The following is a 24,183-nucleotide window of genomic DNA, read 5'->3' as shown; positions in this document are numbered from 1 at the left end:
TTCACCCGGAGCCCTGAATGACCCTCGAACGCGAAGCCGCCGCCAACACCGCCAAGGTCCTGTCCGAAGCGCTACCTTACATCCGCCGTTATGTCGGCAAGACCCTGGTGATCAAATACGGCGGCAACGCGATGGAAAGCGAGGAGCTGAAAACCGGCTTCGCCCGCGACATCGTGCTGATGAAGGCCGTGGGCATCAACCCGGTGGTGGTTCACGGTGGCGGCCCGCAAATCGGTGACCTGCTCAAGCGCCTGTCGATCGAGAGCCATTTCGTCGACGGCATGCGCGTCACCGACGCCGCGACCATGGACGTGGTGGAAATGGTCCTCGGCGGCCAGGTCAACAAGGACATCGTCAACCTGATCAACCGTCATGGCGGCAGCGCCATCGGCCTGACCGGTAAAGACGCCGAGCTGATTCGCGCGAAGAAGCTGACCGTTACCCGCCAGACCCCGGAAATGACCACCCCGGAAATCATCGACATTGGCCATGTGGGCGAAGTGGTCGGGATCAACACCGATCTGCTGAACCTGCTGGTCAAGGGCGATTTCATTCCGGTGATCGCACCCATCGGTGTCGGTGCCAACGGCGAGTCGTACAACATCAACGCTGACCTGGTGGCCGGTAAAGTCGCCGAAGCATTGAAAGCCGAGAAGCTGATGCTGCTGACCAACATTGCCGGCCTGATGGACAAGTCGGGCACGGTCCTGACCGGCCTGACGACCCAGCAAGTCGACGACCTGATCGCCGACGGCACCATCTACGGCGGCATGCTGCCGAAGATCCGTTGCGCACTGGAAGCGGTCCAGGGCGGTGTGGGCAGCTCGCTGATCATCGACGGGCGCGTGCCGAACGCGATCCTGCTGGAAATCTTCACCGATACCGGGGTGGGCACCCTGATCAGCAATCGCAAGCGTCCTTAAGCGATAGCGCAAACAAGAAGACTCCGCTCGGCCTGGCTGAGCGGGGTCTTTTTTTGCCCACGATCCCTGTAGGAGCGAGCTTGCTCGCGATGGACGTCAGAACACCGCGATTCCTCAGTCATTCCGCGTTATCGTTGAAGTTTTTCGCGAGCAAGCTCGCTCCTACAGGGGCTAGCGTCAGACGCCGAACTGGGCGCGGTAGGCTTCCACGGCCGGCAGATGCTGCTTGAGCTGCGGGTCATCAGCCAGGAACTCCAGCACCTGATTCAGCGAAACGATGCTGATCACCGGGATGCCGAAGTCACGCTCGACCTCCTGGATCGCCGACAATTCGCCGTTGCCACGCTCCTGACGGTTCAGGGCGATCAGCACGCCAGCGGCCTTGGCGCCGTCCTGGGAAGCGATGATTTGCATCACTTCACGGATCGCGGTGCCAGCGGTGATTACGTCGTCGATGATCAGCACATCGCCGGTCAACGGTGCGCCGACCAGGCTGCCGCCTTCGCCGTGGGCCTTGGCTTCCTTGCGGTTGAAGCACCATGGCAGGTCACGGTTGTGATGTTCAGCCAGCGCCACGGCGGTGGTCGCCGCCAACGGGATGCCCTTGTAGGCCGGGCCAAACAGCACGTCGAACGCAATGCCGCTTTCAGCAATGGCGGCGGCGTAGAAACGCCCCAGTTGCGCCAGAGCCGAGCCCGAGTTGAACAAGCCGGCGTTGAAGAAGTAAGGACTGGTACGCCCGGACTTCAGGGTGAACTCACCGAAGCGCAAAACGCCGCGATCGATGGCAAAACGAATGAAATCGCGCTGATACGCTTGCATGAAAAAAACCCCAAATACCACGGATTTAGCTAATTAGCTTGACGCCGTGTATCATACACGCACGCGATTTTTGGGGCCATTTATGCGGATCATCAGTGTGAACGTCAATGGTATTCAGGCTGCAGTCGAGCGTGGTTTGCTCAGTTGGCTGCAAGCACAGAATGCCGACGTCATCTGCCTGCAGGACACCCGTGCCTCCGCCTTTGAACTGGATGACCCAGCCTTCCAACTGGATGGCTACTTCCTTTATGCCTGCGATGCCGAAGTCCCTGCCCAAGGCGGCGTGGCTTTGTATTCGCGGTTGCAACCGAAGGCTGTCATCAGCGGTCTCGGTTTCGAGACGGCCGACCGCTACGGGCGCTACCTGCAAGCCGATTTCGACAAGGTCAGCATCGCGACCTTGCTGCTCCCTTCGGGGCAGAACGGCGATGAAGACTTGAACCAGAAGTTCAAGCTAATGGACGACTTCGCCCGTTATCTGGATAAACAGCGACGCAAACGTCGCGAGTACATTTATTGTGGCTCGCTGTACGTGGCGCAACAGAAGCTGGATATCAAGAACTGGCGCGACAGCCAGCAATCTCCGGGCTTCCTGGCACCTGAACGTGCCTGGATGGACGAGATTGTCGGCAACATGGGTTATGTCGACGCCCTGCGGGAAGTCAGCCGTGAAGGCGACCAGTACAGCTGGTGGCCGGACAACGAACAGGCGGAGATGCTCAACCTCGGTTGGCGCTTCGACTATCAACTGCTGACCCCGGGCCTGCGCCGCTTCGTACGCAGTGCACGCCTGCCACGCCAGCCGCGGTTCTCGCAACACGCGCCGCTGATCGTGGACTACGACTGGACGCTGACGATCTAAGTGATTTTTCACTGAACAGTCTGATAGACGGTCGAAAAAATGCCCGTATCGCAAGATACGGGCATTTTTTATGCATTCTATTCAGGGGGGCCCAACGGCCTGAACTTCAAACCGCGGCGAAAAACGGCAGTGCAAGGTACAACTTGATCACGATGACATTAATGATGTCGATGAAGAAAGCGCCCACCATAGGCACCACCAGGAACGCTATCTGCGAAGGCCCGTAGCGCTGTGTTACCGCTTGCATGTTAGCGATGGCCGTTGGCGTGGCACCCAGTCCAAAACCGCAGTGCCCTGCCGCCAGTACAGCCGCATCGTAGTTACTGCCCATCATCCTGAACGTCACAAAAATCGCGAACAGTGCCATGACCAGCGTTTGCGCAGCCAGGATGATGAAGATCGGCAAAGCCAGTGCAGCCAGATCCCACAGTTTGAGTGACATCAGAGCGATCGCCAGAAACAGCGACAAGCTGACGTTCCCCAGCACTGAGACTTCACGCTCAAACACCTGATACACGCCAAGCGCCGAAAGCCCGTTCCGTAAAAGCACGCCCACGAACAACACGCAAACAAACGTTGGCAACTCAAATGCGGTCCCCTGAAGCCACCCATTCAGGAGTGAGCCCGCCAGCAGGCTGACAGCGATCAAAGCCAATGTCTCGACTAGCGAAAACGACGTGATCGAGCGCTCTTTGTTCGGTTGTTCAAAGCCCTTGGGCAACCGTGGCTTTTCCTGCTCGCAGCCGGGTGTCTGGACACGACTGATGAGCAGGCGGGCAACAGGCCCACCGATCAAACCGCCCAGCACCAGGCCAAACGTCGCAGAGGCCATGGCCAGTTCAGAGGCAGACGCCAGACCGAACTTCTCGCTGAACGTCGCCCCCCACGCAGCACCTGTACCGTGGCCGCCTGCCAAGGTAATCGAGCCTGTCAGCAAGCCCATCAAGGGGTCGAGCCCCAGCACCGTTGCAAGCCCGATACCCATCGCATTCTGGATCACCAGAAGTCCGACAACCGCCAGCAAAAAGATCCCCACGACGCGCCCGCCCTTCTTCAGGCTGGCGAAGTCTGCACTCAAGCCGATGGTGGCAAAAAACGCCAACATCAAGGGAGTTTGCAGCGAGGTATCAAATCGGATTTCGAAATCGAGGGTTCTCAAAGCCAGAAGACCCAAGGCAACCACCAGGCCGCCTGCTACAGGTTCCGGGATATTATAAGTACGTAAAAAGCCGACACGTGAGACAAGAGCGCGTCCCAGCAAAAGTACTAAAGAGGCGGCGACAAGCGTTCCATAAAAATCGAGCTGAAGCATTTGGGATATTCTTGCTTTTACATTCAGGGGCGAACTTTTTACCTGGACACGCCTCTTGAACAGGTTGATCCATCTCAACACTGACTAGTATTGGATTCAGAGACCGTCAATGGTCCGAATATATCGAAATATTTCTTTATAAATATTACTTGCGGAAACTTTATCAATCGCCAAGTCTCATTGCCAAGCATACAAGCCGTACTGAGTCTTGCAGTTTGTGACTAAACGTGTAAGGAGTTTTATTTGCACGAATGAACTTCATTTGAATAGCGAGCGACCAAGTACGCAACATTAGAGATTAATCTGATTGCAAAAATACAAATGCCCCGACATGTCGGGGCATTTGTATTGAACTGCGCTTAAAACAGCGCCAGCGTCCTGGCTTACTTGATCAACCGCCAGGTGAACGGATACCGATAAGGCTGCCCTTCATTGGCCTTCACCCCGGCAATGATCGTCAGCACCAGCGCACCGATCGCGATCAGGCCAAACAGGAAGAACCCGATAATCACCACCATCAGCAAGAAGCAAATGGCCGAGGCAATGGCGACGGAGATCTGAAAGTTCAGCGCTTCCTTGCCCTGGGCATCGATGAACGGGTCCATCTCGCGTTTCATCTGCCAGAGAATCAGCGGGCCGATGATCGTGCCAAACGGAATCCAGATCCCCAGCAAGGCGGACAAGTGGCAAAACATGGCCCACTGACGCACCTCTTGGCTCGGCGTGGGCAGTGGCAGTTGCTCGTCACTCATGGTGTCCTCCTTGCCTGGAGCAGTCCGGTCAGTCAGCCAATGCGGCCTTTTGCAGTTCGAAGATCTCGTTCATGCCTTTCTTCGCCAGCTCGAGCATGGCGTTCAACTCTTCAGGCTGGAACGGCGCGCCTTCGGCAGTGCCCTGGACTTCAATGAAACCACCAGCGCTGGTCATCACCACGTTCAGGTCCGTCTCGGCGGCCGAGTCTTCCAGGTAGTCGAGGTCAAGCACAGGCTCACCCTTGTACATGCCCACGGAAACAGCAGCGATCATCTGCTTGACCGGGTCACCCCCCTTCAGACCGCCACGCTTCTTGATGACTTTCAAGGCATCGATCAGCGCAACCATGGAGCCGGTGATCGAAGCCGTGCGGGTGCCGCCATCGGCCTGGATCACATCGCAGTCGACGTACAGGGTGACGTCGCCCAGCTTGGACATGTCCAGCGCAGCGCGCAGGGAGCGACCGATCAGACGCTGGATTTCCAAGGTGCGACCGCCTTGCTTGCCACGGCTGGCTTCACGCTGGTTACGCTCGCCGGTAGCGCGCGGCAGCATGCCGTACTCGGCTGTCAACCAACCCTGGCCCTGGCCTTTCAGGAAACGCGGTACGCCCGGCTCAACGCTGACGGTGCAGATGACCTTGGTATCACCGAACTCGACCAGCACAGAACCCTCGGCGTGTTTGGTGTAGTTGCGGGTGATGCGGATCGAGCGGAGCTGATCGGCAGCGCGACCACTTGGACGTATCATAGGGAGTACCTGTACTGGGGACGGAAAACTGCGGAGCATTATAGAGCCGACGGCCGCCACTGGGCACTTCTAAAAAATTCCGCCGACGACCGAGGGCTCTGTACCGCGCGTCGGTGCAGGCCTGCCGTTCTTTGTCACACCGTGTGTTTGGGCGCATCCGCGTCACTGCGCTACAATCCTGCGCCTTTGCTGCCAGTCGGCTTTAATTCATTGATATCGGATTCCCGGAACCTCGGTTCGGTGCCGATCTGCATTGCGAGGTACCGCCATGGTGCACAGCATGACCGCCTTCGCCCGCGTCGAAAACGCCGGCGTCCAGGGCACCCTGAGCTGGGAGCTGCGGTCGGTCAACAGCCGCTACCTGGAACCCCACCTGCGCCTGCCGGAGTCCTTTCGCGACCTCGAGGGCGCTGTTCGTGAAGCCCTGCGCCAGGGTATATCGCGGGGCAAGCTCGAATGCACCCTGCGCTTCACCGAAGAAAACACCGGCAAAGCGCTGCAAATCGATCAGGAGCGCGCCGCGCAACTGGTCGCCGCCGCCGAGACCATCGCCAGCCTGATCAAGAACCCGGCCGCGCTGAACCCGCTGGAAGTCCTGGCCTGGCCCGGCGTACTGGTAGGCGACGCAATCGACCCGCAAGCCTTGAACGCCGAAGCGCTGGCACTGTTCAATCAGGGTCTCAAGGAACTGAAGGCCGGCCGCGAGCGCGAAGGCGCGGAGCTGGCGCGGCTGATCAACGAGCGCCTGAGCTCCATCGAAGAAGACGTGGTGACCTTGCGCGAACTGGTCCCGCAAATGCTCGCCACCCAGCGCCAGAAAGTCCTCGACCGCTTCGCCGACATGAAGGCCGAGATGGACCCGCAGCGCCTGGAGCAGGAAATGGTCATGCTCGCGCAAAAAAGCGACGTCGCCGAAGAACTGGATCGCCTGAGTACTCACATCATCGAAGTTCGCCGGGTGCTCAAATCCGGCGGCGCCGCCGGTCGGCGCCTGGACTTCCTGATGCAGGAACTCAACCGCGAAGCCAATACACTGGGCTCCAAAGCCTTCGACCCGCGCAGCACCCAGGCTGCGGTCAACCTCAAGGTGTTGATCGAGCAGATGCGCGAACAAGTGCAGAATATTGAGTAAGGCTACCCCGACATGACACACAGCACCGGCACCCTGTACATCATTTCCGCCCCTTCGGGCGCGGGCAAGAGCAGCCTGGTCAAGGCCCTGACCGACGCCAATCCGGAGATCCGCGTCTCGGTCTCCCACACCACCCGCGCCATGCGCCCCGGTGAAGTGAATGGCGTGAACTATCACTTCGTCGACCGCAGCGAGTTCGTGAAGATGATCGAACACGGGGATTTTCTTGAGCGCGCCGAAGTGTTCGGCAATCTCTACGGCACGTCGCAAAGCCACCTGCAGCAGACACTGGACGAAGGCCACGACCTGATTCTGGAAATCGACTGGCAAGGTGCCGAGCAAGTGCGCAAGCTGATGCCTCAGGCCCGCTCGATCTTCATTCTGCCACCGTCATTGCAGGCCCTGCACCAGCGCCTGACCAATCGCGGCCAGGACAGTGACGAAGTCATTGACGGCCGGATGCGCGAAGCCGTCAGCGAAATGAGCCACTACGTCGACTACGACTACCTGATCATCAACGACGATTTCGCCCACGCGCTGCACGATCTGAAGGCGATTTTCCGCGCCAATCAGCTGATTCAAAAGCGTCAGCAGCAGCGTCACGGCAAATTGCTGGCTGAATTGCTCGGTTAATCAGCTCTTCCCAAAACCGCTGCAAGGGCTTTACATTGGCACTTGCAGCGCGTTGTGGGGCTTGGTCAAAAAATCAGCGCTTCCCTAATCGCTGGTGATTTTTTAAACTGTTGAGTCCGCTCGCCCATCCGGGCAGCGCGCATATTGCATTTGCTACGAGGAAGACCATGGCCCGCGTAACCGTTGAAGACTGCCTAGAACACGTGGATAACCGCTTTGAGCTGGTCATGCTCTCTACCAAGCGTGCCCGTCAACTGGCCACCGGGGGCAAAGAGCCGAAAGTAGCATGGGAAAACGACAAGCCTACCGTCGTCGCCCTGCGCGAAATCGCTGAAGGCCTGATCGACTACGCAGCTATCGCCGAAGCCGAAATCGTTGAAGATGAACCGCTTTTTGCTGCATTCGAGGACGAGTCCAACGAGGCCGTCTAAGCCTATGCCTGGTCGACGTAGCACGGCGCGGGATAAAAGCTTACGGCAGGAGATATCATGCCGAGCATAGACGCCCTCGCCGATCGCTTATCGACCTACCTCGGCAACGACCAGGTCAACCTGGTCCGCCGAGCGTATTTCTACGCCGAACAAGCCCACGACGGCCAACGCCGCCGTAGCGGCGAGGCGTACGTCACGCACCCACTCGCGGTTGCGAATATTCTTGCCGACATGCACATGGACCATCAGAGCCTGATGGCTGCAATGCTGCATGACGTGATCGAAGACACCGGTATCGCCAAGGAAGCGCTGCAAGCGCAGTTCGGCGAAACCGTGGCCGAACTGGTCGACGGGGTCAGCAAACTGACCCAGATGAACTTCGAGACCAAGGCCGAGGCACAAGCCGAAAACTTCCAGAAAATGGCCATGGCCATGGCCCGCGACATTCGCGTGATCCTGGTCAAGCTGGCCGACCGCCTGCACAACATGCGCACCCTGGAAGTGTTGTCCGGCGAAAAACGCCGACGCATCGCCAAGGAAACCCTGGAAATTTATGCGCCCATCGCCAACCGGCTGGGCATGCACGCCATCCGCATAGAATTCGAAGACCTCGGCTTCAAGGCCATGCACCCGATGCGTTCCGCGCGGATCTACCAGGCGGTCAAACGCGCCCGGGGCAACCGCAAGGAAATCGTCAACAAGATTGAAGAGTCCTTGAGCCACTGCCTGGCCATCGATGGCATCCAGGGCGAGGTCAGCGGCCGGCAGAAACACCTCTACGGCATCTACAAGAAAATGCGCGGCAAGCGTCGGGCCTTCAACGAGATCATGGACGTCTACGCGTTCCGGATCATCGTCGACAAGGTCGATACCTGCTACCGCGTGCTGGGCGCTGTACATAATTTGTACAAGCCACTGCCGGGACGCTTCAAGGATTACATCGCGATCCCCAAGGCCAACGGCTATCAGTCGCTGCACACCACGCTGTTCGGCATGCACGGCGTACCGATCGAGATCCAGATCCGCACCCGCGAAATGGAAGAGATGGCCAACAACGGCATCGCCGCCCATTGGCTGTACAAGTCCAGCGGTGACGAGCAGCCGAAAGGCACTCACGCCCGCGCCCGCCAGTGGGTCAAAGGCGTGCTGGAAATGCAGCAACGCGCCGGCAACTCACTGGAATTCATCGAAAGTGTGAAGATCGACCTGTTCCCGGACGAGGTCTACGTGTTCACGCCCAAAGGCCGGATCATGGAGCTGCCCAAGGGCTCTACGGCGGTCGACTTCGCTTACGCGGTACACACCGACGTCGGCAACAGCTGCATCGCCTGCCGGATCAATCGTCGACTCGCACCGCTGTCCGAACCGCTGCAAAGCGGCTCCACGGTCGAGATCGTCAGCGCTCCCGGCGCGCGGCCGAACCCGGCCTGGCTCAACTTCGTGGTCACCGGCAAGGCGCGCACGCACATCCGCCACGCACTGAAGCTGCAACGCCGCTCCGAATCCATCAGCCTCGGCGAACGCCTGCTGAACAAGGTCCTCAACGGTTTCGACAGCGCGCTGGAGAAAATCCCGGCCGAACGCGTCAAGGCCATGCTTATCGAGTACCGTCTCGAACTGATCGAAGATTTGCTCGAAGACATCGGTCTGGGCAATCGCATGGCCTATGTGGTGGCCCGCCGACTGCTGGGCGAAGGCGAACATTTGCCAAGTCCGGAAGGCCCGCTGGCGATTCGCGGCACCGAGGGCCTGGTGCTCAGCTACGCCAAGTGCTGCACGCCGATCCCGGGCGACCCGATTGTCGGTCACCTGTCTGCCGGCAAAGGCATGGTCGTGCACCTGGATAATTGCCGCAACATCAGCGAAATCCGGCACAACCCGGAAAAATGCATCCAGCTCTCGTGGGCCAAGGATGTCACCGGCGAATTCAACGTCGAGCTGCGCGTCGAGCTGGAGCACCAGCGCGGCCTGATCGCCCTGCTGGCCAGCAGCGTCAACGCGGCCGACGGCAATATCGAGAAAATCAGCATGGACGAACGCGATGGTCGCATCAGCGTGGTCCAGTTGGTGGTCAGCGTGCACGACCGCGTGCACCTGGCCCGCGTGATCAAGAAACTGCGCGCCTTGTCCGGGGTGATTCGCATCACCCGCATGCGTGCATAGCTCGCCAACTCATTACAAGGAGTCATACATGACCAAGACTGTTATCACCAGCGACAAGGCCCCGGCCGCCATCGGTACTTACTCCCAGGCGATCAAGGCTGGCAACACCGTTTACATGTCGGGTCAGATTCCCCTGGACCCAAAAACCATGGAACTGGTTGAAGGCTTCGAAGCCCAGACCGTTCAGGTGTTCGAGAACCTCAAGGCCGTGGCCGAAGCCGCTGGCGGTTCGTTCAAGGACATCGTCAAGCTGAACATCTTCCTCACCGACCTGAGCCACTTCGCCAAGGTCAACGAGATCATGGGCAAGTACTTCGACCAGCCTTACCCTGCCCGCGCCGCCATCGGTGTAGCAGCCCTGCCAAAGGGTTCGCAGGTTGAAATGGATGCCATCCTGGTCATCGAGTAATGCGTGCGGCGCAGCCCAAGGCTGCGTCGACTGCTCTGCTGTAAAGAAAGTTTGAAAGGATTCCACCATGCGCAACGCGCTTGCTCTCTCGCTGCTCGCCCTGTTCCTGGGCGGATGTGCCAGCAACCCTGCCGACCGTGACATCAGCGGCACCTGGATCAACCAGATGGCGATTGACGCTGCATCCAAAGGTGTCCCCCTGCGCGAAGCGCTCCAGGCCAATGGCCCGAACCTGGAATGGGACATCAACACCAAGGCTGGTCAGGCCCGCTACACCAACGGTTTTGAAAATGTCGACGGCAAGCTGCTGGGTGAAGAGTCCGGCGCCTGGAAAGTCGACTTTTATGGCAGCTCGGCCAGTGAGTTGAAGCGTGACGGCAAGCAACTGAGCCAGTCCGCCAGCGACAATGAGCCTGAGCAAGTCTTCGACCGCGTACAGATCCAGGTACCGGATGGCGCACCGATGGGCGCCAGCTTCGAACGTGCGCTGTATTCAGCCTACATGGGCGGCGGCTGGACAATCGTCAACGGCCCAGGCGAAGGCAACACGGTTCAATTCCAGGCCGATGGCCAGGTGACCGGCCTGCCAGGCAGCGACCGCTATGCGCTGTGCCTGGCCGGCGATTGCGCATCCATGAGCGGCGGCAACGACAACATGTGGCTGCAACAAAATGGCCAGGGCAACGCCTGGATCTTTGCGCGAAAGGGCAAAGAGCTGGAGATTTTCCAGACCGTGAACACGGCGCAGGCTGACGAGATGCCCTCGTTTACGCCGGGCGAGCGCAAGTGGTTGCTCGAGAAGCAATAACCTACGCATAACCCATGTGGGAGCGGGCCTGCTCGCTCCCACAGTTGTTTCAGGGTGCCTGAAGGTCAGCAGCGCCCTTCAATGATCGCCGCATACCCCTCGCGAAAACTCGGGTACTTCGGCGTCCAGCCCAAGGCTTTAGCCCGCGCATTACTGCAGCGTTTGCTGCCAGTGCGACGCACGCTGTCGTCATCGGCCCATTCAGTCACACCCAGATACTCACGCAACCAGCCCACCACATCGGCCAGCGCTGCCGGTGCGTCATCGACGCCGATGTAGATATCATCCAGCGCCACACCACGTCGATCCGCCTCAAGCAGGCACGCTATCAACCCCGCGGCATCGTCCGCATGAATCCGGTTGGCATACAACGGTGGTTCGACCGCTACGCGATAACCCCGGCGCACCTGCGTCAGCAGCCATTCACGGCCAGGGCCGTAAATGCCGGTCAAGCGCACGATACTGGCCGGAATGCCGCTTTTAAGGGCAAGTTGCTCGGCTTCGAGCATCACACGTCCGGAATAACCTGCCGCCACGGCTGGCGAAGTTTCGTCGACCCACTCGCCCTCCTGTTGCCCGTAAACACTGCTACTGGAAACAAACAACAGGCGATTGGGCACCTGCCCGTAGTCGTTCAGCCACTCCAGCACATGCTCCAGGCCCTGGACATAGGCAGCACGGTAACCGGCTTCATCGTGATCGGTGGCCGCCGCGCAATACACCAGGTAATCCACGGCGCCAATTGGCCAAGTGGCCGGGCAATCTTTGTTGAACAGGTCACCAGCAACACCGATAACGCCGTTGGGCAGGCGTGAAACGTCGCGTCGCAGACCATGGACCTCCCACCCCGTCGCCAGCAATTGTGTGGCCAGGCGGCTGCCGACATCACCGCAGCCGGCGATCAAAACAGTAGGCGCAGACATCAGAAAACTCCCATCGGAAAGCCACAGACTAGCGCCGGCAATAGATAGGCGGCTAGCAATGCAGGAAAAAAAGAGACGCTATTACTTCTGTTAACAAGAATTAATTGCAATAATGCGCCCCACTTTTGTTCTCGGCCTTTCGAGGCCTGGAAGAACATCACCCGTTTTTTCTCTCAGGTCCGGCCAGCATGACACGTAATCAATTCTCCGCTTCGCCAACCAAACGACCTCGCGCCTGGAGCGCGGTGGCCGCCCTGCTCCTCAGCCTGATGCTCGCGCCAGTCGCCGCTTTCGCCGATGCCCAGGCGCCAGCCACACCAGCCGCCACCGCACCTGCTCCGGCCGATCACGCCACACCGGCAGAAACGCTGGGTGAAGACGCCCCTGAAGTCCTCGAAGCCGACAACACTCTGGGCATGGCCCATGACCTGTCGCCGTGGGGCATGTACAAGAACGCCGACATCATCGTAAAAATCGTGATGATCGGCCTGGCCATCGCCTCGATCATCACCTGGACCATCTGGATCGCCAAGGGTCTTGAGCTGATGGGCGCCAAGCGTCGTCTGCGCGGTGAAATCGCCCAACTGAAAAAATCCGCCTCCCTCAAGGAAGCCAGCGCCACTGCGGCGAAGGAAGGCACCCTGGCCAACCTGCTGGTGCACGACGCCCTCGAAGAGATGCGCCTGTCGGTCAACAGCCGCGAGAAGGAAGGCATCAAGGAACGCGTGAGCTTCCGTCTTGAGCGCCTGGTCGCGGCCTGCGGTCGTAACATGAGCAGCGGCACCGGCGTACTCGCCACCATCGGTTCCACTGCCCCGTTTGTCGGCCTGTTCGGCACCGTTTGGGGCATCATGAACAGCTTCATCGGCATTGCCAAGACCCAGACCACCAACCTCGCCGTCGTCGCTCCCGGCATCGCCGAAGCCCTGTTGGCTACCGCGCTGGGCCTGGTTGCAGCGATCCCTGCGGTCGTGATCTACAACGTCTTTGCCCGCTCCATTGCCGGTTACAAGGCTCAGGTGTCCGACGCGTCGGCACAGGTCCTGCTGCTGGTCAGCCGCGACCTCGACCACCAGCCTGAGCGCAGCTCGCAACCGCACATGGTGAAAGTGGGGTAATCGGCCATGGGCCTGCATTTGAAAGAAGGGGCAGACGACGATCTGTCCGAAAACCACGAAATCAACGTCACGCCGTTCATCGACGTGATGCTGGTGCTGTTGATCATCTTCATGGTGGCGGCCCCACTGGCCACCGTGGACATCAAGGTCGACCTGCCCGCCTCGACCGCCAAGCCGGCGCCGCGGCCAGAGAAACCGGTGTTCCTCAGCGTCAAGGCTGACCAGCGCCTGTTCCTCGGCGAAGACGAGGTGAAAGCCGAAGCACTCGGCGCCACGCTCGACGCCAGGACCCAGGGCAAGAAAGACACGACGATCTTCTTCCAGGCCGACAAAGGCGTGGATTACGGCGACCTGATGAGCGTGATGGACAACCTGCGCTCCGCCGGTTACCTGAAGGTGGGTCTGGTCGGTCTCGAGACGGCAGCCAAGAAATGATCACGACGCGCCATAAGCTGACGCGTTACAGCGGTAGCCTGGCAGTAGTGCTGGGTGTTCACGCGCTGGCCATCGCGCTGGCGCTGAACTGGTCCGGCCGTCCGCCCATCGAATTGCCCCCTCAGGCAATGATGGTCGAACTGGCACCGGTTCCTGCCCCGCCACCGCCTGCTCCGCCGAAGGTCGTCACCCCGCCGCAGCCACCGGCTCCGGTTGAAGAACTGCCGATACCCAAGCTCGCCGAAGCGCCGAAAGCTGAAATTGCCGTGCCCAAGCCGGTCAAACCCAAGCCGAAGCCGCAGCCGCCCAAGCCGGTAGAGAAGAAACCCGAACCGCCGAAAGAAAAGCCGGCCGAAGAGAAACCAGCCGAAACGCAACAGACTCAAACGCCAACGGAGAAATCCGCCCAGCCTGCGCCCGGCCCTTCGTCAGCTCAACTGGCGGCCAAGGCCAACTGGCAAGGCACCTTGCTGGCGCACCTGCAGAAGTACAAGAAGTACCCTGCAAGTGCCCAGGCGCGGGGCAAGGAAGGCATGAACCGTCTGCGTTTCGTCGTGGATGCCGAAGGCAATGTGTTGTCGTTTGAGCTGGTCGGCGCCTCGGGCACTGCCGATCTGGACCGGGCCACCCTGGAAATGATCCGCCGCGCTCAACCGCTGCCCAAACCACCGGCCGACATGCTGACCAATGGCTCCATCGAAATTGTTGCCCCCTTTGTTTACTCGCTGGAAAAACGCCGGCGTTAACAATCAAAAGATCGCAGCCTTCGGCAGCTCCTACACAGGTTGATGTAATCCCTGTAGGAGCTGCCGAAGGCTGCGATCTTTTTTGCCTTTCGCATTGCCCGGTGTCACTCGACACGTACAGTCTGATAACGTGCGTCTATCGATTGCAGCCGGTATGCTTGGCCCGCAACTTCATGGACGCTTGCTATGACTCTTACAGAATTACGCTACATCGTTACCCTCGCCCAAGAGCAGCACTTCGGCCACGCGGCCGAGCGTTGCCACGTCAGCCAGCCGACCCTTTCGGTGGGCKTGAAAAAGCTTGAAGACGAACTCGGTGTGCTGATTTTCGAGCGCAGCAAAAGCGCCGTGCGCCTGACCCCGGTCGGCGAAGGCATCGTCGCCCAGGCGCAGAAAGTGCTGGAACAAGCCCAGGGCATCCGCGAACTGGCCCAGGCCGGCAAGAACCAACTGACCGCCCCTCTGAAAGTCGGCGCGATCTACACCGTCGGGCCGTACCTGTTTCCGCATCTGATTCCGCAACTGCACCGGGTCGCCCCGCAGATGCCGTTGTACATCGAAGAAAACTTCACCCACGTGCTGCGCGACAAACTGCGCAACGGCGAGCTCGACGCGATCATCATCGCGCTGCCGTTCAATGAAGCCGACGTGCTGACCCTGCAACTCTACGACGAGCCGTTCTACGTGCTCATGCCAGCGCAGCACCCGTGGACGCAAAAAGATTCCATCGACGCCAGCCTGCTCAACGACAAGAGCTTGCTGCTGCTCGGCGAAGGTCACTGCTTCCGCGATCAGGTACTGGAAGCCTGCCCGACCCTGACCAAAGGCAACGACGGCGCCAAGCACACCACGGTGGAATCCAGTTCCCTGGAAACCATTCGCCACATGGTCGCATCCGGCCTGGGTATTTCGATCCTGCCGTTATCGGCAGTCGACAGCCATCACTACGCCCCCGGCGTGATCGAAGTGCGCCCGCTCTCGGCACCCGTACCCTTCCGCACCGTGGCCATTGCCTGGCGCGCCAGCTTCCCGCGTCCGAAAGCAATCGAGATTCTCGCCGACTCCATTCGCCTGTGCTCGGTGGCCAAGCCAGCGGCACAAGTCGCTGCGGGCTAAGCAACGGTCATGAGCGAGTTGTCGCAAGTGTCGGTGACGGCACTCAAGGGTGTCGGCGAAGCCATGGCCGAGAAACTGGCCAAGGTCGGCCTGGAAAACCTCCAGGACGTGCTGTTCCACCTGCCCCTGCGCTATCAGGACCGCACCCGTGTCGTCCCGATTGGCGCATTGCGACCCGGACAGGACGCGGTCATCGAAGGCACCGTCAGCGGCGCCGACGTGGTCATGGGCCGTCGGCGCAGCCTGGTGGTTCGACTGCAGGACGGCACCGGGGGCTTAAGCCTGCGTTTCTACCATTTCAGCAACGCGCAAAAAGAAGGCCTCAAACGCGGCACGCGGATTCGCTGTTACGGCGAAGCGCGGCCCGGTGCTTCGGGGCTGGAGATCTACCACCCGGAATACCGCGCCATCACTGGTGACGAACCGCCGCCGGTGGATGAAACCTTGACCCCGGTCTACCCGCTCACCGAAGGCCTGACCCAACAGCGCTTGCGCCAGTTGTGCATGCAGACCCTTACCCTGCTCGGCCCCAGCAGCCTGCCCGACTGGCTGCCGAACGAACTGGCCCGCGACTACCAATTGGCGCCGTTGGCCGATGCGATCCGCTACCTGCACAACCCGCCCGCCGATGCCGATGTCGATGAGCTGGCCCTCGGTCACCACTGGGCGCAGCACCGTCTGGCCTTCGAAGAACTGCTGACCCATCAATTGTCGCAACAGCGTCTGCGCGAAAGCATGCGCTCCCTGCGTGCACCAGCGATGCCCAAAGCCACCCAACTGCCGGCCAAATACCTGGCCAACCTCGGCTTCAACCCGACCGGCGCCCAGCAACGGGTCGGCAACGAAATCGCTTATGACCTCAGCCAGCACGAACCGATGCTGCGGCTGATCCAGGGCGACGTTGGTGCCGGCAAAACCGTGGTTGCTGCCCTCGCTGCACTGCAAGCGTTGGAGGCCGGTTATCAGGTCGCCCTGATGGCGCCCACCGAGATTCTCGCCGAGCAGCACTTCATCACGTTCAAGCGCTGGCTCGAACCACTGGGCATCGAAGTCGCGTGGCTGGCCGGCAAGCTCAAAGGCAAGAACCGCGTGGCTGCGCTGGAGCAAATCGCCAGCGGCACACCGATGGTGGTTGGTACTCACGCGCTGTTCCAGGACGAAGTGCAATTCAAGAACCTCGCGTTGGTGATCATCGACGAGCAGCACCGCTTCGGCGTGCAGCAGCGTCTGGCCTTGCGGCAGAAAGGCGTCGGCGGGCGCATGTGCCCGCATCAATTGATCATGACCGCCACGCCGATTCCGCGCACGTTGGCGATGAGCGCCTACGCAGATCTCGACACCTCGATCCTCGACGAACTGCCACCGGGCCGAACCCCGGTCAACACCGTGCTGATCACCGACACCCGGCGGGTCGAAGTCATCGAGAGGGTGCGTAGCGCCTGCGCCGAGGGGCGTCAGGCCTATTGGGTTTGCACACTGATCGAAGAGTCGGAAGAGTTGACCTGCCAGGCCGCCGAAACCACCTATGAGGACCTCACCGCAGCCCTCGGCGAATTGAAGGTCGGGCTGATCCACGGCCGCATGAAGCCTGCAGAAAAAGCCGCGGTGATGGCCGAGTTCAAGGCCGGCAACCTGCAACTGCTGGTCGCGACCACGGTGATCGAAGTGGGCGTGGACGTACCCAACGCCAGCCTGATGATCATCGAGAACCCCGAGCGCCTGGGTCTGGCGCAACTGCACCAGTTGCGCGGCCGCGTCGGCCGGGGCAGCGCCGTCAGCCATTGCGTGCTGCTCTACCATCCGCCGCTGTCGCAAATCGGCCGTCAGCGCCTGGGCATCATGCGCGAAACCAACGATGGTTTCGTCATCGCCGAAAAGGATCTGGAACTGCGTGGCCCCGGCGAAATGCTCGGCACCCGGCAAACAGGTTTGCTGCAATTCAAGGTCGCCGACCTGATGCGCGATGCCGATTTGTTGCCCGCCGTACGGGATGCCGCCCAGGCATTGCTCGAACGCTGGCCGACCCACGTCAGCCCGCTACTCGACCGCTGGCTGCGTCACGGGCAGCAATACGGCCAAGTGTAAGCACCGTCGCAGTTTCCGGGCCATGGGTTTGAGCAAGCTGGTTATACTCCTGCAATTGTTTTGAAACGGATACTGTCCATGACCGAAGTTGCCCTCGCACCCGCCACCCCGCACGCTCCGTCGGTTATTCGGCTGATGCTGGGCAAGTTGGCCATTGCCTACGAAGAAGTGCTGGACCATCACGGCCTCAATGCCGCGCGCAAAGTGCAGGCCGTTCTGCTGGATGACAGCGTCGGCGCGTTGATGGTGTTGTTCCCGCAGAGCCAGTTGCTCGACCTCAATCGCCTGACCGAACTCACCGGTCGCCGCCTCACTGCCGTACCCGTCGAACGCCTGGAAAAAATGCTCGGCAAGCACAACCTGAGTCTGTTGCCCGGCCTGCCGGCGCTCACCAGTTCGCCGTGCCTGTACGAAGAAAGCCTGCTGCGCGAACCAAAGCTGCTGGTCAATTCCGGTGAGCCGGGCGTGCTGCTGGAAATCTCCAGCGAAGACTTCAAGACCATGCTGACCAAGGCCAGCGCCGCCAACTTCGGTGAAAACCTGACCAGCATCCGTCCCAACCTCGACCGCCCCGATGACGACCGCGAGGAAATCACCCAGGCCGTCCAGGCGTTCACTGCTCGGCGTATCCAGCAGCGCCTGGAAGCGACCATCGAGATTCCACCGCTGGCCGAAACCGCGCAAAAAATCATCAAGCTGCGCGTCGACCCCAATGCCACCATCGACGACATCACCGGCGTGGTCGAAACCGACCCGGCGCTGGCTGCACAAGTCGTGAGCTGGGCCGCGTCACCGTACTACGCCTCACCGGGCAAGATCCGTTCAGTGGAAGACGCCATCGTGCGCGTGCTGGGCTTCGACCTGGTGATCAATCTGGCGCTGGGCCTGGCCCTGGGTAAAACCCTGAGCCTGCCCAAGGACCACCCGCAACACTCCACGCCGTACTGGCAGCAATCGATCTACACCGCCGCCGTCATCGAAGGCCTGACCCGCGCCATGCCGCGCGCCCAGCGCCCGGAAGCCGGCCTGACCTACCTGGCCGGCCTGCTGCACAACTTCGGCTACCTGCTGCTGGCCCACGTGTTCCCGCCGCACTTCTCGCTGATCTGCCGCCACCTGGAGGTTAACCCGCACCTGTGCCACAGCTTTGTGGAACAACACCTGCTGGGCATCAGCCGTGAACAGATCGGCTCGTGGCTGATGCGCTACTGGGACATGCCTGAAGAACTGGCTACCGCCCTGCGCTTCCAGCACGATCCACACTACGACGGCGACTTCGCTGAGTACCCGAACCTGGTCTGCCTGTCGGTGCGCCTGCTGCGCAGCCGAGGCATCGGCTCCGGCCCCGACGAAGACATCCCCGACGCCCTGCTCGAACGCCTTGGCCTGAGCCGCGAAAAAGCCAACGACGTGGTCAGCAAAGTCCTCGAGGCCGAAATGCTGCTGCGCGAACTGGCTTCGCAGTTCACCCAAGGCTGAAAAGCATCGCGAGCAAGCTCGCTCCCACAGGATTTAGGTGATCCCTGTGGGAGCGGGCTTGCCCGCGATGAATATCACTCGGTCTACCTGAAAGACCTCAAGCCTTGGGCTTGGCCTTCTTCGGCTTCAAATACTTGGTCAGCCCCTGGAACCAGATCACTAGCGCCGGGTTGCCCTTGATCTGAATCGACTTGTCCTGAATCCCCGTCATGAACGCCAGTTGCTTGTTCTTCGCCTGCATCGTGGCAAAGCCATAAGCAGCATCCTTAAAGGCAATCGCAAACGCAGGCTCGGCATGCACACCCGATTGGCTGGTGATGCGCTGGTCCTTCACGCGGAAATGCCGCGCCACTTTCCCGTCCAGGGTCTGCAGCTGAAACACCAGGTCCTTGTCACCCAACTGCTGCTGAAACGCCGGATTAGTCCGGCTGGCCTTACCCATCAACAAACCCAGCATCCACAGCAGAAAACGAAATTTCATGTGCACAGCCTCAAGAGAAAAATGAACGGCCGGAGCAGTTTAACGGCTTCAGCTGATAACACCAGTATCCAGCTGCATTAGGAGAAGATCATTACCATTACCTGCACGATGACTACCAAGTCACAATTATCAACACATCACTCCGGCCACTCCACACGCCACTTCTGTACCTGAAGAAACACATTCTGTAGGAGCTGCCGAAGGCTGCGATCTTTTGATCCCCCCACCCTACAAACCTATCGGAAACCTCCTTCAAAATGCTGCGCTATACATGAACTAGGCGAATTTTGAATTCATCGATAACCTCTGATCGTCACCACCAAAAACGGCGACCGGATGTGCAAGTCCGAAATCGGGAGCAAACTTCTTAACCAAGGATTTACACCAATGACTCCGATGCCCGACGCATCCGAAAACGAAGCCACATCCCCCTACGAATCCCTCGATTCCAAAAAACTCCACGAAGCCGCCGAACGCGCCCAAGATCACTATCTCGCCCCACCAAAACAAACACCAACGAAACGCAGCGGCCAACTCTTCAGTGTCTGCCCGGACATCAATACCGAAGCACTCCTGGCCAACGCCTCGGAAGATCTGCTGTCCATCAGCGCCATCGCCGCTGACCTGGCCGATGATGTAGACGGCTCGCGCCGCTCAGTAGCCCTGGCGATCAGTCGCATGGCTGAAGGGACGCATTTGCTGGTAGAGCGGGCGCTGGATCATCTGGATGAGCCGCAAATGGCGGCGATTCTCGCCAAGCAACAAAGCGGGCTCGGCTGATTCGCCACCCACAAAAAATGGGCACCCAACCCTGGTTGGCGTGCCCATTTTTTATTCCACTCCCCCGCTACGCGAGAGGTGAAAACGGCTTACGGATTAACGCTGTCTTTCAACGATTTGCCTGGCTTGAACGCAACGGTGTTGCTGGCCTTGATTTTGACGGGTTCGCCGGTTTGCGGGTTTTTGCCGGTACGGGCACCGCGATGGCGTTGCAGGAAGGTACCGAAGCCCACCAGCGTCACGCTGTCTTTGCGGTGCAGAGCACCGGTGATTTCTTCAAGAACGGCGTTGAGAACGCGGTTGGCTTGTTCTTTGGTGAGGTCTGCTTTTTCAGCAATGGCTGCAGCGAGGTCTGGTTTACGCATGTGAGTGAAGCCCCTTTGACGGTTTGTTGTTGTTATGTCCGTGCTGCTCTCTGCGGAACAGCGCCAAAAGCGCCGCAGGTGCTCTACTCTGCGGCAGACGGGAGTGAGGATGGCACGCAGTGAGGCCCCGCGCCAGTATCGGCGCGGCCATTGTTAGGGCAAAAGGGGGGTGATTCCGACAGAACGACCGGTATTTACGCCAACAGAGCCGGAAGCTCTTTGTTCAGGGCCAGTTTTTCCATCACGGCGGCACCGGTGAGGGCGTAACCGAGCAGCTTGCCCGCGGCATCGCGGCATAACACCTTGATGTCGGCGCCCTGCCCTTCGACTGTCCAGATGCCCTCTGCGCCCCGTGGCGGCGGGGATACCACCAACGGGCAGACCGGGGTTTTGACGGTGATCGGCATCGGGCCATAGGTGACGGCGGCCGGATTGCCGGCGAGGGTTTGCGCCAACGCTCGCGCACAGCTCATCAGGGGCATCACGTATAGCAGGTTCAGCCCGTCGACCTCGGCGCAGTCGCCCAGGGCGTAGATGTTGGCGTGGGAGGTTTTCAGGTGCCGGTCGACCATGACGCCGCGGTTGACCTGTAAACCGGCCGCTGCCGCGAGGTCGACCCGTGGGCGCAGGCCAATGGCCGAGACCACCACGTCGCACGGGATCACCTGGCCATCGGACAGGTGCGCTTCCAGGCCTTCCGCCACGCGCTGCAGGCGGTTGAGCACCGGCCCGAGGTGGAAGCGCGCGCCGAGGCTTTCGAGGCCAGCCTGCACGGCAGCCGCGGCCGCCGGGTGCAACAGGGTCGGCATGACTTGCTCGCACGGAGCAACCAGTTGCACTTCGTAGCCGCCCAGGGTCAGGTCGTTGGCGAACTCACAGCCGATCAGGCCCGCGCCGAGCAGCAGCACGCGGCGCTTGCCGGCCGCCGCCGCACGGAAGCGTGCGTAGTCTTCCAGGTCGTTGATCGGGAATACGCAATCCGCCGCGTCGCCTTCAATGGGCACGCGCACGGTTTCGGCGCCCCAGGCCAGGATCAGGTCGCGGTAGATCACCGCTTCTTCACCGATCCACAGGCGCTTGTGGCCCGGGTCGATGCCGCTGATGCGCGTGTGGGTGCGTATTTCGGCCTTGAGCTGCTCGGCCATGGCGCCGGGTTCGGCCATGCTCAGGCCATCGGCATCCTTGTTTTTGCCGAAGCCGGTGGAGAGCATCGGCTTGGAGTAGGAGCGTCCGTCATCGGCGGTAATCAGCAGCAGCGGGGTTTCGCTATCGAGTTTGCGAAACTCGCGGGCCACGTTGTAGCCAGCCAGGCCGGTGCCAATGATGACGACAGGTGCGTTCATTCCTTACTCCTCAATTATTCAGGCAGCGATTTCGATCATTTCAAAATCCATTTTGCCCACACCGCAGTCCGGGCACAGCCAGTCTGCCGGCACGTCTTCCCAACGAGTGCCCGGCACAATGCCGTCATCCGGCCAACCGTCGGCTTCGTTGTAGATCAGGCCACAGACGATACATTGCCACTTTTTCATTCAGATACTTCCTCAGGGTTCAGGCGTTTTGCCGGCCGGACGGTCGATGGTTGTAGCACTGCCGTCCAACTCAGCGCGTTTTGTACTGATCGGGGCCGCTGGATGCAAGCCTGTTCGGCGCAACGGCAGGCCATTTCAATCGATATCGGCGGCTGACATGTTAAGCTCGCCGCCTCATTTGCTGCCAATAATGACTCATTGTGCATCACACAGAATCTCCCTCTCCAGCTCCTCTCTGGCTCTCGCGCAGCGAACTGGCGCCCCTCCCCGATGCCTCCACCCTCGACTGGCTGTTCGACGAAGGCTCGCTGACCAGACGTCTGATTCATCTGTCGAATGATGCCTTCAGCGTCTCGCCGATGTTCGAAGGCTGGCAACCCCTGCGTGCCGACGAATGCGCAGCGCTGGATCTGGCCGAAGGCAGTGAGGGTTGGGTGCGTGAGGTGTATTTGCGCGGTCACGGCCAGGCGTGGGTGTTTGCGCGCAGCGTGGCGTCACGCAGTGCATTGCAAGGCGACGGCTTGCACATGGACGAACTGGGTAGCCGCTCGCTGGGCGAATTGCTGTTTTGCGATCATGCCTTCCAGCGCCGGGCCATCGAGGTTTGCCATTATCCGCAAGCGTGGCTGCCCGCCGAGGTGCAATCGCCTGAGCTGTGGGGCCGCCGTTCGCGTTTTGACCGTGGCGCGCTGAGCGTGCTGGTGGCCGAAATTTTCCTGCCTTCCCTCTGGGACGTCGCCTGCGCCCAATCGGAGAATCGTTGATGTACCAAAGCCTGCTCAAGTCCTTGAACCGCTTGAACCCTCGGGCCTGGGATTTCATTCAGCTGACGCGCATGGACAAGCCGATCGGCATTTACCTGCTGCTGTGGCCGACGCTGTGGGCGCTGTGGATTGCCGGCAAGGGTTCGCCGTCCCTGGCCAACATTGTGATTTTCGTCCTCGGCGTGGTGCTGACCCGCGCCGGCGGCTGCGTGATCAACGACTGGGCGGACCGCAAGGTCGATGGCCATGTGAAGCGTACCGAACAGCGGCCGCTGGTGAGCGGCAAGATCAGCTCCAAAGAGGCGCTGGTGTTCTTCGCATTGCTGATGGGCGTGAGTTTCCTGCTGGTGTTGTGCACCAATGCCGCAACGATCTGGCTGTCGTTGGGCGGCCTGGCGCTGGCGTTCAGTTACCCGTTCATGAAGCGCTACACCTATTACCCGCAAGTGGTGCTGGGCGCGGCGTTTTCCTGGGGCATGCCGATGGCGTTCACTGCAGAAACCGGTGAACTTCCGGCTGTCGCGTGGCTGCTGTGGATCGCCAACCTGATGTGGACCGTGGGCTACGACACGTATTACGCGATGACTGACCGCGATGACGACCTGAAGATCGGCGTGAAATCCACGGCGATTCTATTCGGCGATGCAGACCGGGTGATCATCCTGACTTTGCAAGGCTTGGCGCTGGGCTGCTTGTTGCTGGCCGGGTCGAAGTTCGAGCTCGGTGGCTGGTTCCATCTCGGTTTGCTGGCGGCAGCGGGCTGTTTTGCGTGGGAATTCTGGTACACCCGAGGCAAAGACCGGATGCGTTGCTTCAAGGCGTTTTTGCACAATCACTGGGCGGGATTGGCGATTTTCGTCGGGATTGTTCTGGACTATGCGTTGCGTTGACCGTTGACCGTTGACCGTTGAAAAGATCGCAGCCTGCGGCAGCTACTACCGAAGGCTGCGATCTTTTTGCGATGTTACATATGCTCGTGAACGACGTGCCAGACGTCTTTCTTCTTGTCGCCCTTCATTTCTCCGGCTTTCTTGTCGTCCTTGTAGTAGTACAGCGGCTTACCGCCATAGGCCCATTGCATCATGCCATCGTCACGCTTGACGACTGTCCATTTACCTTCAGCCTTGGCACCCGCCGGCGCCATCATTGGCGGCCAGTATTCGGCGCACTCGCCGTTGCACATCGACTTGCCATCCTTGTCCTTGTCGTACGTGTACACAGTCATGCCCTTGTGATCGACCATCATGCCGTCTTTCATCATCGCCGGGTCGGCGGCAAAGGCCAGTGTCGGCAGCGTTAACGCAGCAGTGACCAGCAAAGCCTTCCAGGATTGAGCAATGTAGTTCATGGAAACCTTCCTT

27 protein-coding genes are annotated in these 24,183 nt (G+C 60.1%); 17 read left to right on the top strand and 10 right to left on the bottom strand.

Going from position 1 to position 24,183, the window contains the following annotated elements; genetic code table 11:
* The first annotated feature begins 17 nt into the window (after positions 1-17).
* Positions 18-923, top strand: a complete 906-nt coding sequence (argB, locus tag AC1DVH_RS00975; protein WP_008047078.1) for an acetylglutamate kinase — start codon at positions 18-20, stop codon at positions 921-923.
* A gap of 177 nt (positions 924-1,100) precedes the next feature.
* Here the strand turns inward: argB and pyrE are convergent, their stop codons facing one another.
* Positions 1,101-1,745 carry an orotate phosphoribosyltransferase gene (pyrE, locus tag AC1DVH_RS00970; protein WP_008047079.1) on the bottom strand — a complete coding sequence of 215 codons (645 nt, stop codon included), beginning with the start codon at positions 1,743-1,745 and terminating at the stop codon, positions 1,101-1,103.
* Between the two features lie 82 nt (positions 1,746-1,827).
* On the opposite strand from pyrE, the gene AC1DVH_RS00965 reads away from it, so the two are divergent.
* Entirely contained in the window at positions 1,828-2,607 is a 780-nt protein-coding gene (locus AC1DVH_RS00965) for an exodeoxyribonuclease III (RefSeq protein WP_003176915.1), read from the top strand.
* Between the two features lie 106 nt (positions 2,608-2,713).
* Here the strand turns inward: AC1DVH_RS00965 and gltS are convergent, their stop codons facing one another.
* From gltS to rph, 3 genes are all read right to left on the bottom strand, one after another.
* The gene (gltS, locus tag AC1DVH_RS00960; RefSeq protein ID WP_477752266.1) at positions 2,714-3,919 is read right to left on the bottom strand and encodes a sodium/glutamate symporter; all 1,206 of its coding nucleotides are present in this window, start codon (positions 3,917-3,919) and stop codon (positions 2,714-2,716) included.
* Positions 3,920-4,302: 383 nt separating this feature from the next.
* The gene (locus AC1DVH_RS00955) at positions 4,303-4,671 is read right to left on the bottom strand and encodes a DUF4870 domain-containing protein (RefSeq protein WP_007996522.1); all 369 of its coding nucleotides are present in this window, start codon (positions 4,669-4,671) and stop codon (positions 4,303-4,305) included.
* 28 nt (positions 4,672-4,699) lie between these two features.
* The gene (gene rph / locus AC1DVH_RS00950) at positions 4,700-5,422 is read right to left on the bottom strand and encodes a ribonuclease PH (protein ID WP_007989575.1); all 723 of its coding nucleotides are present in this window, start codon (positions 5,420-5,422) and stop codon (positions 4,700-4,702) included.
* A gap of 268 nt (positions 5,423-5,690) precedes the next feature.
* Between rph and AC1DVH_RS00945 the strand changes: the two genes are divergently transcribed.
* The 6 genes from AC1DVH_RS00945 (at position 5,691) to AC1DVH_RS00920 (ending at position 10,998) form a co-directional block, all read left to right on the top strand.
* Positions 5,691-6,554 carry a YicC/YloC family endoribonuclease gene (locus AC1DVH_RS00945; RefSeq protein ID WP_477752265.1) on the top strand — a complete coding sequence of 288 codons (864 nt, stop codon included), beginning with the start codon at positions 5,691-5,693 and terminating at the stop codon, positions 6,552-6,554.
* 12 nt (positions 6,555-6,566) lie between these two features.
* On the top strand, positions 6,567-7,187 hold the full coding sequence (gene gmk, locus AC1DVH_RS00940) for a guanylate kinase (protein ID WP_046038947.1): 621 nt from the start codon (positions 6,567-6,569) through the stop codon (positions 7,185-7,187).
* Between the two features lie 167 nt (positions 7,188-7,354).
* On the top strand, positions 7,355-7,618 hold the full coding sequence (gene rpoZ / locus AC1DVH_RS00935; protein WP_007921129.1) for a DNA-directed RNA polymerase subunit omega: 264 nt from the start codon (positions 7,355-7,357) through the stop codon (positions 7,616-7,618).
* A gap of 57 nt (positions 7,619-7,675) precedes the next feature.
* Entirely contained in the window at positions 7,676-9,781 is a 2,106-nt protein-coding gene (gene spoT / locus AC1DVH_RS00930; RefSeq protein ID WP_477752264.1) for a bifunctional GTP diphosphokinase/guanosine-3',5'-bis pyrophosphate 3'-pyrophosphohydrolase, read from the top strand.
* A 28-nt stretch (positions 9,782-9,809) separates the two neighbouring features.
* Positions 9,810-10,190, top strand: coding sequence for a RidA family protein (locus AC1DVH_RS00925; RefSeq protein WP_003229509.1), 381 nt, complete (start codon positions 9,810-9,812; stop codon positions 10,188-10,190).
* A gap of 67 nt (positions 10,191-10,257) precedes the next feature.
* Positions 10,258-10,998 (top strand): hypothetical protein, encoded by a 741-nt coding sequence (locus AC1DVH_RS00920; protein WP_477752263.1) that lies wholly within the window; start codon positions 10,258-10,260, stop codon positions 10,996-10,998.
* Positions 10,999-11,063: 65 nt separating this feature from the next.
* Here AC1DVH_RS00920 and AC1DVH_RS00915 read toward each other — a convergent pair whose 3' ends face one another.
* Positions 11,064-11,921 (bottom strand): SDR family oxidoreductase, encoded by an 858-nt coding sequence (locus AC1DVH_RS00915; protein WP_477752262.1) that lies wholly within the window; start codon positions 11,919-11,921, stop codon positions 11,064-11,066.
* A 188-nt stretch (positions 11,922-12,109) separates the two neighbouring features.
* On the opposite strand from AC1DVH_RS00915, the gene exbB reads away from it, so the two are divergent.
* The 6 genes from exbB to AC1DVH_RS00885 all read left to right on the top strand — a co-directional run bounded on the left by exbB (position 12,110) and on the right by AC1DVH_RS00885 (position 18,900).
* A complete protein-coding gene (gene exbB, locus AC1DVH_RS00910) occupies positions 12,110-13,039 on the top strand; it encodes a tonB-system energizer ExbB (RefSeq protein ID WP_477752261.1) in 930 nt (309 codons plus the stop codon).
* A 6-nt stretch (positions 13,040-13,045) separates the two neighbouring features.
* Complete coding sequence (gene exbD, locus AC1DVH_RS00905; protein ID WP_007975187.1) at positions 13,046-13,474, top strand: TonB system transport protein ExbD; 429 nt, start codon at positions 13,046-13,048, stop codon at positions 13,472-13,474.
* Positions 13,471-14,220: an energy transducer TonB family protein gene (locus tag AC1DVH_RS00900; protein ID WP_477752260.1), complete on the top strand. Its 750-nt coding sequence runs from the start codon at positions 13,471-13,473 to the stop codon at positions 14,218-14,220. Before exbD ends, AC1DVH_RS00900 begins: the two co-directional genes overlap by 4 nt.
* Before the next feature lie 186 nt (positions 14,221-14,406).
* A complete protein-coding gene (locus AC1DVH_RS00895; RefSeq protein ID WP_477752259.1) occupies positions 14,407-15,336 on the top strand; it encodes a LysR substrate-binding domain-containing protein in 930 nt (309 codons plus the stop codon).
* A 9-nt stretch (positions 15,337-15,345) separates the two neighbouring features.
* A complete protein-coding gene (gene recG / locus AC1DVH_RS00890; RefSeq protein WP_223460471.1) occupies positions 15,346-17,421 on the top strand; it encodes an ATP-dependent DNA helicase RecG in 2,076 nt (691 codons plus the stop codon).
* A 78-nt stretch (positions 17,422-17,499) separates the two neighbouring features.
* Positions 17,500-18,900, top strand: coding sequence for an aminoacyl-tRNA deacylase and HDOD domain-containing protein (locus AC1DVH_RS00885; RefSeq protein ID WP_477752258.1), 1,401 nt, complete (start codon positions 17,500-17,502; stop codon positions 18,898-18,900).
* A gap of 97 nt (positions 18,901-18,997) precedes the next feature.
* Here AC1DVH_RS00885 and AC1DVH_RS00880 read toward each other — a convergent pair whose 3' ends face one another.
* A complete protein-coding gene (locus AC1DVH_RS00880; protein WP_008018281.1) occupies positions 18,998-19,381 on the bottom strand; it encodes a hypothetical protein in 384 nt (127 codons plus the stop codon).
* A gap of 387 nt (positions 19,382-19,768) precedes the next feature.
* On the opposite strand from AC1DVH_RS00880, the gene AC1DVH_RS00875 reads away from it, so the two are divergent.
* On the top strand, positions 19,769-20,161 hold the full coding sequence (locus AC1DVH_RS00875) for a DUF6124 family protein (protein ID WP_477752257.1): 393 nt from the start codon (positions 19,769-19,771) through the stop codon (positions 20,159-20,161).
* 89 nt (positions 20,162-20,250) lie between these two features.
* Here the strand turns inward: AC1DVH_RS00875 and AC1DVH_RS00870 are convergent, their stop codons facing one another.
* From AC1DVH_RS00870 to AC1DVH_RS00860, 3 genes are all read right to left on the bottom strand, one after another.
* The gene (locus AC1DVH_RS00870) at positions 20,251-20,526 is read right to left on the bottom strand and encodes an HU family DNA-binding protein (RefSeq protein ID WP_003195589.1); all 276 of its coding nucleotides are present in this window, start codon (positions 20,524-20,526) and stop codon (positions 20,251-20,253) included.
* A gap of 194 nt (positions 20,527-20,720) precedes the next feature.
* A complete protein-coding gene (locus tag AC1DVH_RS00865; RefSeq protein WP_477752256.1) occupies positions 20,721-21,869 on the bottom strand; it encodes an NAD(P)/FAD-dependent oxidoreductase in 1,149 nt (382 codons plus the stop codon).
* Positions 21,870-21,887: 18 nt separating this feature from the next.
* Positions 21,888-22,058, bottom strand: a complete 171-nt coding sequence (locus AC1DVH_RS00860) for a rubredoxin (RefSeq protein ID WP_477752255.1) — start codon at positions 22,056-22,058, stop codon at positions 21,888-21,890.
* 200 nt (positions 22,059-22,258) lie between these two features.
* Here AC1DVH_RS00860 and AC1DVH_RS00855 point away from each other — a divergent pair, with 200 nt between their 5' ends.
* Together AC1DVH_RS00855 and ubiA are read left to right on the top strand one after the other, a co-directional pair.
* Entirely contained in the window at positions 22,259-22,822 is a 564-nt protein-coding gene (locus AC1DVH_RS00855; protein ID WP_477752254.1) for a chorismate--pyruvate lyase family protein, read from the top strand.
* The gene (ubiA, locus tag AC1DVH_RS00850; protein ID WP_477752253.1) at positions 22,822-23,712 is read left to right on the top strand and encodes a 4-hydroxybenzoate octaprenyltransferase; all 891 of its coding nucleotides are present in this window, start codon (positions 22,822-22,824) and stop codon (positions 23,710-23,712) included. The genes AC1DVH_RS00855 and ubiA overlap by 1 nt, the downstream gene beginning before the upstream one ends.
* 74 nt (positions 23,713-23,786) lie before the next feature.
* Here the strand turns inward: ubiA and AC1DVH_RS00845 are convergent, their stop codons facing one another.
* Positions 23,787-24,170, bottom strand: coding sequence for a COG4315 family predicted lipoprotein (locus tag AC1DVH_RS00845; RefSeq protein ID WP_477752252.1), 384 nt, complete (start codon positions 24,168-24,170; stop codon positions 23,787-23,789).
* Positions 24,171-24,183 lie beyond the last annotated feature (13 nt).

Source organism: Pseudomonas sp. P4_C3 (assembly GCF_056402075.1).
The sequence above is the reverse complement of the archived record's forward strand: the minus strand, read 5'-3'. Positions and strand labels throughout refer to the sequence as shown.